This window comes from Elusimicrobia bacterium HGW-Elusimicrobia-1, from assembly GCA_002841695.1.
In the GTDB taxonomy this organism is placed as follows: Bacteria; Elusimicrobiota; Endomicrobiia; order PHAN01; family PHAN01; genus PHAN01.
The window spans coordinates 1-11,684 of record PHAN01000008.1; the positions used below are offsets into that span (position 1 = coordinate 1).

Annotated in this window: 13 protein-coding genes and 1 tRNA gene; 13 read left to right on the forward strand and 1 reads right to left on the reverse strand. The window is 51.4% G+C overall.

Annotation, left to right across the window (positions count from 1 at the left end):
* From CVU77_05590 to CVU77_05650, 13 genes are all read left to right on the forward strand, one after another.
* Positions 1–2,014 (forward strand): hypothetical protein (locus CVU77_05590; protein ID PKN01273.1); only part of this gene is annotated, 2,014 nt, incomplete at its 5' end.
* A gap of 142 nt (positions 2,015–2,156) precedes the next feature.
* Positions 2,157–2,402 (forward strand): hypothetical protein, encoded by a 246-nt coding sequence (locus tag CVU77_05595; protein PKN01274.1) that lies wholly within the window; start codon positions 2,157–2,159, stop codon positions 2,400–2,402.
* 250 nt (positions 2,403–2,652) lie between these two features.
* Positions 2,653–3,261, forward strand: coding sequence for a translation initiation factor IF-3 (locus tag CVU77_05600; GenBank protein ID PKN01275.1), 609 nt, complete (start codon positions 2,653–2,655; stop codon positions 3,259–3,261).
* Between the two features lie 40 nt (positions 3,262–3,301).
* On the forward strand, positions 3,302–3,694 hold the full coding sequence (locus tag CVU77_05605; GenBank protein PKN01276.1) for a 50S ribosomal protein L20: 393 nt from the start codon (positions 3,302–3,304) through the stop codon (positions 3,692–3,694).
* A complete protein-coding gene (locus CVU77_05610) occupies positions 3,695–5,029 on the forward strand; it encodes a Trk family potassium uptake protein (protein ID PKN01277.1) in 1,335 nt (444 codons plus the stop codon). It abuts the gene before it with no gap.
* A 5-nt stretch (positions 5,030–5,034) separates the two neighbouring features.
* The gene (locus CVU77_05615) at positions 5,035–5,739 is read left to right on the forward strand and encodes a potassium uptake system protein (GenBank protein PKN01278.1); all 705 of its coding nucleotides are present in this window, start codon (positions 5,035–5,037) and stop codon (positions 5,737–5,739) included.
* A gap of 22 nt (positions 5,740–5,761) precedes the next feature.
* Positions 5,762–6,037 (forward strand): hypothetical protein, encoded by a 276-nt coding sequence (locus CVU77_05620; GenBank protein PKN01279.1) that lies wholly within the window; start codon positions 5,762–5,764, stop codon positions 6,035–6,037.
* Entirely contained in the window at positions 6,037–7,080 is a 1,044-nt protein-coding gene (locus tag CVU77_05625) for a phenylalanine--tRNA ligase subunit alpha (GenBank protein ID PKN01280.1), read from the forward strand. The genes CVU77_05620 and CVU77_05625 overlap by 1 nt, the downstream gene beginning before the upstream one ends.
* A gap of 124 nt (positions 7,081–7,204) precedes the next feature.
* Complete coding sequence (locus CVU77_05630) at positions 7,205–9,646, forward strand: phenylalanine--tRNA ligase subunit beta (protein PKN01281.1); 2,442 nt, start codon at positions 7,205–7,207, stop codon at positions 9,644–9,646.
* Between the two features lie 69 nt (positions 9,647–9,715).
* Positions 9,716–10,075, forward strand: coding sequence for a hypothetical protein (locus CVU77_05635; protein ID PKN01282.1), 360 nt, complete (start codon positions 9,716–9,718; stop codon positions 10,073–10,075).
* The gene (locus CVU77_05640) at positions 10,072–10,413 is read left to right on the forward strand and encodes a hypothetical protein (protein PKN01283.1); all 342 of its coding nucleotides are present in this window, start codon (positions 10,072–10,074) and stop codon (positions 10,411–10,413) included. The genes CVU77_05635 and CVU77_05640 overlap by 4 nt, the downstream gene beginning before the upstream one ends.
* 34 nt (positions 10,414–10,447) lie before the next feature.
* Positions 10,448–10,696: a hypothetical protein gene (locus tag CVU77_05645; protein ID PKN01284.1), complete on the forward strand. Its 249-nt coding sequence runs from the start codon at positions 10,448–10,450 to the stop codon at positions 10,694–10,696.
* 18 nt (positions 10,697–10,714) lie between these two features.
* Positions 10,715–10,787, forward strand: a tRNA-Phe gene (locus CVU77_05650).
* A gap of 36 nt (positions 10,788–10,823) precedes the next feature.
* Here CVU77_05650 and CVU77_05655 read toward each other — a convergent pair.
* Complete coding sequence (locus CVU77_05655; GenBank protein ID PKN01285.1) at positions 10,824–11,534, reverse strand: hypothetical protein; 711 nt, start codon at positions 11,532–11,534, stop codon at positions 10,824–10,826.
* Positions 11,535–11,684: the final 150 nt, after the last annotated feature.

Below are 11,684 nucleotides of genomic sequence, written 5' to 3' on the forward strand. Positions count from 1 at the left end.
GATTCTTCGCTTCGCTCAGAATGACGCTCGCCAAAGGACTCAGGATGACAAAAAACTCAGGGTGACGGATCCCCGTGTTACTCGCAATGACAATAGCGGTTTCGTCCTCCGCCGCGCCGCCGCCTTTGTCTTTTTCTCTTTACTCTTCACCCTTCCCGCTTCCCGTCTTTTGGCCTCATCCCAAATAACCCACACATCCAAAACCGACTGGCAAAACGGCGTTTTAGTAAACGCTACTTGGTATCCCGAAACCCAAATCCAGCTTGATTGGCAGGGTTCGACATTTACCACGCCCGGCCACTCCCCGTCCGAGATGTGGCTCGCCGGATGGAAGTATCGTCGGAGAATCACGATAAACAACTCCCTCGCTTACGGCCTTAGCGATTATCAGGTCTGGATTCCGACGAGCGCCTTTGGCTCAAACTGGACGCTGATACGCTCATCCGCGCAAACAACAATGGCGGATTTTCGTTTCACACCCTCGACAGCCACAACAACAATACCATACTGGATAGACCCCGACACCACAACCGCCAACTGTCGCGGATTTTGGGTGAAAATCTCTACACTACCCGCTACTTCAGGAACTACGATTTATATGTATTATGGAAACCCAAGCACCGGTGCGCCCACAATCAAAGTAGGAGATGCGGAATTACCCGGATGGAATGCATATATTATAAAACTGGTTCGTGGTGGGAGCGTCGCTGATGGTAACTATTGGATTGATCCGGATGGAGGAAGTACAAGCAATGCCTATCAGATATATTGCGAAATGACAACGGATGGCGGCGGATGGGATATGATTTATACATCCGGACAATATATTGATTTAGATTCTGAAGTCACTCCGACAAGTCCGAATGTTGGAACATATGGGACTGATGGATATAGACGGAAAGCGGGTTTTTTGCCATTTAAGGATGTTATTTTTGTTAATCACAACAATAGCGAAAAGGAGTGGTTCAAAAGAAATAGTGGAACGCAGACAACATTGGAAGAGTTGGCTTATCAATCTGATGCGGGCGACCAATCTATGGGATTATGGACAGCGTATGGTATTTATTCATCAGCCAATTACGAAATGATGGTTAGTGGCATACGCGCACAGGATGATTTTAATCAAGGTTTTATGGCAAGTGGATATGTTACTGGTTATAAAAATGTGAATAGTTGGCAAAGTGATAGCAGTTCAAGATATTGGAGACATCAGGCACAGAATACCGGTTATGCGGGGGTGGCGTGGAATGAAAATGGTCATACAAATGTAACGAATAAACTTGTGAGCGTTGGTTTAAGAGGGACGTTAGTAATGACATCTACTCCCACAATATCGTCCGTCGCCGCCGAAGAAGGCGCGTTTTTCTCAACCGGAACCTATCGCTCCGCCGTCATAGACACCGCCTCAAAAGTCGTTGTCTCAAGCGTTTCGTGGAACCCCTCAACGCAACCTGCTGGAACCGCGCTCGTCGTCGGAATCCGCGTATCGTCTTATCCGTTTTCGATAAACTCATCAACCCCGTCGTGGCTTGCCGTATCAAACGGCCAATCGCTCAACTGGCACGGCCGTTACATTCAATATCAAAGCACATTTACGACGACAAACTCGACGACAACACCCCGCCTTGAAGATATATCAGTAACTTACAGGGTAAAGCCCTGGCAGGAAAAATCAGTAACGAGAACCCCGCCAAATTCTTTCGGTTTCGGCGGGGGAGAAACTTGGGCTTGGCAAGTCCCCGTAAAATCCGGCTCCGCTCTGACGATAACCGCCTACATCCGCTACAACACCGAATACGGCGGCGCGGCGACGAAACCAAAACTTACACTTTCGGGTGCAGGTATTTCTCCGGCGAGCATATCGGCGACATCCTCCGCCGAGAACGCATGGGAACTCTTGACCATAAACGCCGGAACACCGTCGCAAAACGCTACGCTCACTCTTAAAACGGAAGGTTTCTCGACGAATCCCGCCGCAAAGTTTTATATCGACGATATAAATGTTTCGCAGTAGGGACAGGTCGAGACCTGTCCCTACAAAAAACCCGACCCGCCTTTATCGTGTCGTTACCCACACATCCCCGACGTCCAATAATATAATTCGTTATTTTTGCTATAATCCGTTTGAAGCGGGGTAACATAAAAGGGGGAATATCATGACGGTAATAGCCCTGCATAGAATCCTGCGGGACAAACTCACGGATGAGGGAGCGGAAGCTCTTGTAAACTTGCTTGACAAGGTCTCATCAAAATCGGAAGATGCCATGCTGGAACACGCCGAAGAACGTTTCGAAAGACGGCTTTCCGACGTTAAAGCCGATATAATCAAGTGGATGTTTATATTTATCTTCGGACAGTTTTGGGCCATAGTAGGCGTACTTTTTGCGTTCTTCAGGAAGTAATCCCCACACCTTGACACGACGGGTGCTTTTTTATATAATGGCCACGTTGAAAGAAGCCGTCAGAAGTACAGCGGCTCGCCTCAAGCGCCACGTAAGGCGGCAAAGAGGCCCGATATAATATCGGTCGAAAAGTCCGAAAGCTCCCGCGGAATGAAAATCATCCCGCGTATATAAGGGAGCGCAGGACATTCGGGAGATGCCGCGCAAGGCGTCTCCTTTGTTTTTTACCCGGGAGGTAACCCTCAACTAAATGAGTTACGACAGAATTTTTTACAGAATCAATCAGCAGATACGCACCTCTACGGTGCGTTTGGTGGATTTCGACGGAACACAGATAGGCATAGTGCCTATCCAGACGGCGCTTGAAAAAGCTCGGGAACGTTTTCTGGACCTTGTGGAAATAGTTCCCAAGGCGAACCCTCCTGTCTGTAAAATAATGGAGTACGCAAAGTTCAAGTACGAGGAATCCAAGAGAGTAAAGGATTCCAGAAAAAAGCACAAAGGCGGGGAACTTAAAGAAATACGGATGCGCCCGCACATAGGCGATCACGACCTCGACGTCAAACTGCGCCACGCCAGAGAATTCCTCACGGAACACAACAAAGTTCGCGTAAGCATAATATTCTACGGACGCGAAATGACGCACAGAGATCTCGGGTCCGCGCTCTTTGAGAAAATCACACAGCGGCTTTCAGATGTGTCCGAGCCGGCCCCCAGACCCAAAATGCTCGGTAACAGAATGATATTCATAATAGAACCGGCCAAGAACAAGCCGAAAACGAACGCCCCCGCGAAACCGCAGGCGCCGCAAACGCCCGCGCCGCAGCCGGCGCCCGCCGATAAACCGGCGCAGCCCTGAACGGATACTTATAACAATAAAATAGAAGGAGCCCCGAACAATGAGAGTCAAAACAGGCGTAAGCACACGCCAGAGAAAAAAGAAGTATTTTAAGCTCGCCAAAGGTTTTTATTCCGACAAATCCAGAAAGTGGCGCCAGGTCAAACAGCAGGTGGAGCGCGCCCTCAGAACGTCCTATGTGGGACGGAAAAAGAGAAAAAGAGAATTCCGCTCGCTCTGGATAATGAGAGTCAACGCCGCGTCCCGCGAAATGGGCATAAGTTACAGCCGTTTCATGCACGGTCTGCGTCTTGCCGGAATAGGCGTCGACAGAAAACAACTTTCCGAGATAGCCCTCGGAGACCCCAAACTCTTCAAGGCGATAGTAGAAGCGGCGCAAAAAGCGCTCGCCGCGGAACCACCTAAAGCGCCCGAGGCCGTCTCCAAACAGTAAATGAGCCACGCGCGTAAAATACTTTTCTTTTTCGCCGCCTCGATTGCCGTCGGCGGAGCGATATTGAGCATGCCTTTCGTCAGGCATGTCCCCTGTCAGCCCGCTGTCGGCGGAAGCAGCGCCTGGCTCACGGGATTTTTTACCGCGGCCTCGGCGATTTGCGTTACCGGCTTGAGCGTGGTGAACATCAACGAGTATTTCAACCTCGGCGGACAGCTGGTCATACTTGTTCTTATACAAATAGGAGCTCTCGGATACGTAACTTTCGCCACGGCGTCCGGAATGATACTGGGGAAAATCCAGATTCGCGAACGGCTGGCGATTAAAGAAGTCGTGGACCCATACAGTTTCGAGGGTCTTCTGGCCTTGCTTAAACGCATCATAAAAATGGCCATTGTAATAGAACTCGCCGGAGCCGTGGTGTTAAGCTCCCTGTTTCTCCGGTATTTTCCGCCGCTCAAGGCCGTCTACTACGGAGTATTCCACGCCGTGTCCGCCTTCGCTAACGCGGGGTTTTCGCTGTTTCCGTCGAGCTTTGAGTTCTTTTCGCGCGACTACGGCATAATGGCCGTGCTCTGCGCGCTGATACTTTCCGGAGGAATAGGTTTTCTTGTCCTGGCGGAACTTCTGGATTTTCGCCGCATTAAGGGGCTCACGCTTCACGCAAAAATGGCATTGATAGTATCGGGCGTTCTGCTTGTAGCCGGCACCGCGGCCGTCTTAATCTTTGAGAGCTCAAACCCGGACACGTTCGGCGGACGGGGAATTATTGAAAAAATCGGAAATGCCGTTTTTCTTTCGGTCACGGCGCGCACGGCCGGTTTTAACACCATCAAGACGGCCATGCTGTCTCCTTCGACCCTGTTTTTTCTTATGATGCTTATGTTCGTGGGGGCGTCGCCCGGTGGAACCGGCGGCGGAATAAAAACCACTACTTTCGGCTCCGCGATTCTTTGGGCGTTCGCTTTTATCCGCGGCAAAGAAGATGTCAACGTTTTCGGACGGAAAATTCCTCACGAGCAGGTAAGAAAATCAGGCGCGTACGTAATGATGGGACTTGCCACGCTGCTGGTTTCATATCTGGTGTTTTCTTTCGTGGAACCGGCTCTGGAACCGCTGGAGCCGCTGGAAGGAATGTTTGAGGTCGTCTCGGCTTTCGGCACGGTGGGTTTAAGCACCGGAATCACGCCTTACCTCGGCGGAGGCGCCAAAATTATTCTCATTTTTACTATGATAACGGGCAGAATCGGCCCGCTGACTCTGGCTATGTCGGCCATAACCAGACGGGAAAAAGATCTCATACAGTATCCGGAGGAACGCATTGTAATAGGTTGAAAACTATGAACACTGACAAACAGTATTTCATCGTAGGATTGGGCACTTTCGGAATGAGTTTGGCAAAATCTCTGACCGACAGAAACGCGCAGGTTTTGGCCATAGACATAAACAAGGAAAGGGTGGACGAAGCGTCGTCGCAGGGCGTAAATGCCGTAGTAGCCGACGCCACCGAGGAAAAAATATTAAAAAAACTCGGACTCGACGATTTCGACGTGGGCGTCGTGGCCATAGGCGAGAACCTGGAAGCCAGCATACTGACCACGCTGCTTCTTAAGGACATGGGCATAAAGCACATAATCGTCAAGAGTATGAGCCCGCATCACTCGCGCATCGCCGGCAAAGTCGGAGCCGACAGGGTTATTTATCCGGAATCGGATATGGCCGTAAAACTCGCCGACGCAATGCTTATGCCTTCCATAATAGAAGAAATAGAACTCTCCAAGGAGTATAATCTTGTCGAGATAGTCCTGCCAAAAGTTTTTTTCGACAAGACCCTGGCGGAGAGCAAACTCAAAGAAAATTTCAATCTTACCCTGATCGCCATACGCAGAAAAGAGACGGTAATATCCGAGGACGGCGCGACGGATATAAAAGAAGAAATGCTCGTTTCTCCCGACTCGCGCGAGGCCTTGCAGGAAGGCGACGTGATACTTGTGGTCGGCAAAGAGGCGGACACACAGAAATTACGACAACTTTCGGAAAAATAATCAGAGGATTATCGGATAAACTATGACAAAGAAAAAAGACAAAGGCCCTCTCGACGAAGTGCTCGAGATGAGCGCCTTTTATATGATGAACAAAAGATACGACAAGGCCGTGGAGGTCTTGAAGTCGGCGCTACTGCAAAATCCCGACGACGCCGAACTTAACTACAATCTCGGACTCAACTACGAGGTTCTTAACAAAACCGAAGAAGCCATAGAGATGTTTCAGAAAGCCCTGGCGGCCAACCCCTCGCACAAACACGCATCCGAGCATCTCTCCAAACTTATGGAAATACGATAATGCCGCAAACGCAAGAAATCATAAAATCGCTCGAAAAGATAAAATCCGAATATTCCGCCGGCGCGGATCGGGCTAAATCAGCCGCCGAACTCGCCGACTGGAAAGCCCGATATCTCGGCAAAAAAGGGGAACTCGCCGCCATAATGTCATCGCTGGGCGGCCTCTCCGTCGACGACAAAAAAATCGCCGGTCGTCTCGCCAACGAAATCAAAACCGCCGTCGAGGAAATCTACGAAAAAAGCATACGCTCCATCCACGAATCCGAATATATCGCCCGCCTTGGCGCCGTCTCGGATCTGACTCTGCCGTCTGTCGGCGTGCCCCGCGGCCGGACTCATCCTCTCAGCGACACCATGGAAGAAATATCGTCAATATTCGTTTCGCTCGGCTTCGCCGTCGCCGACGGCCCCGAAATAGAGGACGACTATCACAATTTCGCGGCGCTTAATTTTCCGGACTCTCATCCGGCCAAAGAAATGCAGGACACTTTTTACGTGTCGTCGGAAGGCGCCGAAAAACTGCTCCGCACGCACACCTCGCCCGTGCAGATAAGGTCGATGAAAGGCGGAACGCCGCCGTTTAAGTTCATAGCGCCCGGCCGCGTTTACCGTCACGAAGCCGTCGACGCCACCCACTCTTACGTCTTTCATCAGGTCGAAGGTTTCTGCGTCGATAAAAAAACGAATCTCGCCGACCTTAAAACTGTGCTCGAAACATTTATAGAAAAATTCTTCGGCAAAAAATCTTCCGTAAGATTCCGCCCCAGCTACTTTCCGTTCACGGAGCCGTCCGTCGAGGTCGACGTTGAATGCCTCGTATGTTCCGGCGCGGGTTGCAAGGCGTGCAAGAACTCCGGCTTCATAGAACTTCTCGGCGCCGGAATGATACACCCGAACGTTCTTTCAAATTGCGGACTCGACCCCAACGTCTGGCAGGGCTACGCTTTCGGCATAGGCGTGGAACGATTCGCCATGCAAAAGTACGGTGTGGACGATATGCGTCTTTTTTACAAAAACGAAATGCGGTTTCTCAGACAATTTTAATACAAATGCGAATATTTGAAAAATCCCCTTTTAATTCCCCCTTAGAAAAGGGGGCGAGGGGGGTTGTGTTTTCCTCGGCGATTTTACAACCCCCGTACCCCCTTTGTTAAGGGGGAATTTACTATTGTCCGACGCCGCGTCTTCCCATAAAAATATGCTTCTTTCATACGAGTGGCTTAAAGAATTTATCGAACTTAAAGAAACGCCCGAAGAAATCGCGCGCATACTTACGACGCTGGGTTTTGAATCTGCCGTCCGGCCGGCCAACTCCGGATTTTCGGGAATCGTCGCGGCGAAAGTCGTCTCCAAAGTTCCGCATCCCGCGGCCGATAAACTTTCGCTCTGCGAGGTCTCCGACGGCGCGGCGACGTACAAAGTCGTCTGCGGCGCGCCAAACGTGGAAGCGGGGCAGATTGTGCCTCTGGCCAAAATCGGCGCGACGGTGGGCGGCGTCAAAATAAAAAAAGCAAAACTCCGCGGCGTGGAATCCGAGGGAATGATATGCTCCGAAAGGGAACTCGGCATCGCCGACGCGTCCGAAGGCATAATGACGCTCTCGTCCGCCGAAGCCGGACGTCTCGGCAGGGATTTCGCCGAACTTTATCCTCCCGATTTCATAATCGAAGTCGAAACGCTCCCCAACCGGCCCGATATCCTGTCGCACTACGGCGTGGCTATGGAACTCTCGGCCAAGCTGAACCGCCCCGTTAAACCCCCCGCCGCCGCCGGCGACAAAATCAGGCCCGACGGCCTCCTTGCCGACGTTGAACCGACACTGCTTGCGGGCAATACGCCCGGGTGCGAATCTTATACCGCCGTCGCCCTCGACGATGTCGCCGTGGCCGAATCGCCCGAGTGGCTCAAAAACCGTCTGCGCCTGTGCGGGTACCGCCCCATAAACGCCGCCGTCGATATTACCAATTACGTAATGACCGAGATGGGACATCCGCTGCACGCCTTCGACCGCGACAAACTCTCAGGCGGCAAGGTCATTGTACGCGCGGCTTCGCCGGGGGAAAAAATAAAAGCCCTCGACGGCAAAACCTACGACCTCGGCGAGAGCGACATAGTCATAGCCGACGGAGCCGGCGCGGCATGCGCCATAGCCGGAATAATAGGCGGCGAAACATCGGCCGTGTCGTCTTCGACCAAAAGAATTCTGCTTGAATCGGCCGTATTCAATCCGCAAAGAGTGTTCGCCGCGCGCCGCCGGCTTAAAATATCCACGGAGTCGTCCTACCGGTTCGAGCGCGGAATGAGCAAAGCGCGCTCCATTGCGGCCTGTCAGCGCGCCGTCGAATTGCTCAAAAACCTCTGCTCGGCAAGACCGTCGGCTATCGTGGACCACGGGGCCGGACTTCCCAAAAATAAAATAGCCGTTTTCTTTGAAAAAATCCTTTCTCATACCGGAGTAAACATAGCCGAAACCAAAGTCCGCGGGATTCTTGCGGCGCTTTCCTTTGAAATAGTCCGCGAGGAAAAAGATTTTATAGTCGTAGAGCCGCCGTCTTTCAGACGCGACATCTTTCTTCAGGAAGACGTTATCGAGGAAATAATCAGAGTTTTCGGCTACGACAACGCGCGTTTCGATTCCGCGCCGGCGCCCATACCCGACGGGAGTTTCGCCGCCGACCGCAGACGTTTCGACTTTGTATCATCCGCCAGACGTTTTCTGGCCTCGGCCGGCTTTGTTGAAAACGTAAACTACGGAATGATAGCCCCCGGGTGGTTTTCTTACTTCGACGAAAAGCTCTGTGTTAAAATAATAAACCCGGTGTCGCCCGAAGCCGCCGCCTTGCGGCCTTCGATTTTCTGCCAGATGTGGGAATGTTTTAGGGCAAATCTCGGCGAAGGTTACGATTCACAAATGATTTACGAAATCGGAAACATATTCTATGACGGCGCGCAAACCCGTTCGCTCGGATTATTGGCGTCGGGCAACGTATTCGGCGACAACTGGAAAAAGGCGTCTTTGGACGCCGATTTTTACTTCCTGAAAGGCATACTCGAAAAACTTTCATTCTTCGCCTGTAAAGACATCCGGCCGGAGTTCGCCGTCGATTCCGGCGCTTCAAATCCGCCGGGCGGCGCGAAGACGCCGGATTTTCTGGCCTTCGGCATAAACATTATTTCGGAAGAAGAGCATATCGGCCGCATTGGCCCGGTAGCGCCGTCGCTGGCTTTGGCCGCCGGAGCAAAATCACCCGTGTGGTGGGCCGAACTCAACGTCGATATTCTTGCCGAGAAACCCCGAAGAAACCCGATTCACAAACAATATTCTGTTTTTCCGGCGTCGTCCATGGATTTCTCGCTTATGGTGGAAGAAGGAATCCCATTCGGAACTATAAAAGACAACATCCTGAGGGTTATGGGCGATGAGGCGCATCTCGTTGAGTCCGCGGCTCCGGCCGATGTCTGGCGTTCGCCTTCCGGCGAAACCAGCGTGCTCGTCAGAATAACTCTGCGCCATCCGTCAAAAACACTCGACGCCGCCTCGCTCGGCTCTCTGCACGGTAAAATTACAGCGGGGCTGACGCAAATCCCCGGATTGAAACTAAGGGCATAACGCAAAGCGTTTGACTTTGCGGGCCGTTTTTTATAGAATAAAAAAGTGAAAAAAAACACCGGCAGGGTGATGGTGGTTGACGATGATCCGGCCATCTGCGATCTTTTGAAATCGGCGCTTGAAACGGAGGGGTATATCGTCGACGTTTGCGAAAACGACGCCGATGTCGATATATCTCTTGCCAAATTCCGGCCCGACGCCATTCTGATGGACGCGTCGATGCCGGGACTCGACGGCATCTCTTTGTGCCGCCATATAAAGCAGTCGCCCGCGACATCGTCGATACCGGTTATAATCGTAAGCGCTTTCGACGACGACAAAACCCGCCACGACGCCTCGCTTTTCGGAGCCGACGATTTCGTGGCCAAGCCGTTCGACGTAAAAAACCTGCTCGAAAAAATAAAAAAACTTGCGGGGGAGCCCAAATGAATACACTTATAGCCGTCTGTCTCGTCGTAGCCACAATATCGGCCACCGTCTCGGCGGTCTATCTTATCATGACGCTCATTCAGATGCGCCGCACAGCCGCGGAAGCCGAGGCGCTTCTGGCTTATCTGAATCTGGAAGTCAGAAAAGTCGGGAACATCGGCGACACCATCGCTTCGGCGGTTTCATCCGTGGCTTCGAGCGCTCTGTTCCTTAAGATACCGTACGTGGCAAAAATCGCCGTCGGAGCGGTCGGCGCCCTGGCCGCTATGATAATGCGCCGCAAAAAGAATTCCGACTCAACCTGCTGCGCCGGCGAAGCTCATAACTCAAAGAAATAGTCCCTAAACAAGGGTATTTTCAACGGAGGACACCATGTCCGAAAGGTCTTCAGGCGAAACATTATTGGCTTTTATACTGGGCGGAATAATAGGCGCGGCGCTGGGAGTGATTTACGCTCCCGCTTCCGGCAAGGAAACGCGCAAAAAACTCAACGAAGTGGGCGATGAAATAAAAGAGGGTTTGGACGATTTTGTATCCGACGCCAAAGAACGTTTCAGCGTGGAAAAAGAAAAAATAGAATCTGTCATAGACGCTGGAAAAAAGGCGTACGAGAAAAAATAACGCAACAAAAGTTTCAATGCCGCGGTAGCTCAGTCGGTAGAGCACCGGTCTGAAAAACCGGGTGTCGACGGTTCGATCCCGTCCTGCGGCATTTTTTCTTTTTTTTAAGGTCAAGACCGCAGAAGCGTCAAACGCCGGATCTTATTTCTATAACGTCGCCTTCTCGTATTATATAATCCTTTCCCACAACCCGCACCAATCCCTTCTCCTTGGCGTCGTTCATGTTGTGAGCGCTCAAAAAATCCTCGAAAGAAACGATATCCGCCTTAATGAAACCCCTCGCCAGGTCGCTGTGTATCCGTCCGGCGCATTCAACTATATCTGACCCTTTTCTTACGGGCCACGCGTGCACTTCCTTGGGCCCCGCGGTATAAAAAAAGACAATACCCGCCTTTTCCAAAGCCGCCTTTATTATGGCGTCGACCTCATCTTCCGCAGGATCCTCCGGATTCGACACTTCTACGGAGACAACGGGCTTCATGCTCGACGGCGCAAGAATCTTCAGGTATTTCGTCTCGTCATCCGTCAACGCCGCGTCGCACAGGGGGATTTCTTTTTCAAGAAACGACAACGCTTTATTGAGCGCGGACATCTCCGCCGCATCCGGCGCGTTGGCGAGGCGGGATTCGATTTTTTCCATATCATGTATCAAAACATCCAGGATACTGCCCTTGGCCGCCGCGATGGCGTCGGCCTTGACAAGTTCCGCGCGCGCAAGTTCGACAAAAAAAGGCGAGATTTTGTCGGGCTCGCATTTTTCCACAAGGGCAAGCATACGCTCGTCGCGGTATTTTACTTTGCCCTCGGGAAGATTAATTCCGAAAAAACTTATTTTCAATGCAGGCCTCCTCACTGTCCTTTTATCAGACGTATATTTTAGATTATTTTGATTTTTTTACCGCCTGCGGCGCGGCATACTTGACAATTTACGGCGCGTTTGTTATGATTACATATAAATATATATTGATATGTAGCCGCGTTTCGGCAA

Coding starts and splice junctions, on each gene's coding strand:
- CVU77_05645 (PKN01284.1), top strand. CDS start 10,448: ATGTCCGAAAGGTCTTCAGGCGAAACATTATTGGCTTTTATACTGGGC.
- CVU77_05610 (PKN01277.1), top strand. CDS start 3,695: ATGAGCCACGCGCGTAAAATACTTTTCTTTTTCGCCGCCTCGATTGCC.
- CVU77_05625 (PKN01280.1), top strand. CDS start 6,037: ATGCCGCAAACGCAAGAAATCATAAAATCGCTCGAAAAGATAAAATCC.
- CVU77_05615 (PKN01278.1), top strand. CDS start 5,035: ATGAACACTGACAAACAGTATTTCATCGTAGGATTGGGCACTTTCGGA.
- CVU77_05605 (PKN01276.1), top strand. CDS start 3,302: ATGAGAGTCAAAACAGGCGTAAGCACACGCCAGAGAAAAAAGAAGTAT.
- CVU77_05595 (PKN01274.1), top strand. CDS start 2,157: ATGACGGTAATAGCCCTGCATAGAATCCTGCGGGACAAACTCACGGAT.
- CVU77_05635 (PKN01282.1), top strand. CDS start 9,716: ATGGTGGTTGACGATGATCCGGCCATCTGCGATCTTTTGAAATCGGCG.
- CVU77_05640 (PKN01283.1), top strand. CDS start 10,072: ATGAATACACTTATAGCCGTCTGTCTCGTCGTAGCCACAATATCGGCC.
- CVU77_05620 (PKN01279.1), top strand. CDS start 5,762: ATGACAAAGAAAAAAGACAAAGGCCCTCTCGACGAAGTGCTCGAGATG.
- CVU77_05600 (PKN01275.1), top strand. CDS start 2,653: ATGAGTTACGACAGAATTTTTTACAGAATCAATCAGCAGATACGCACC.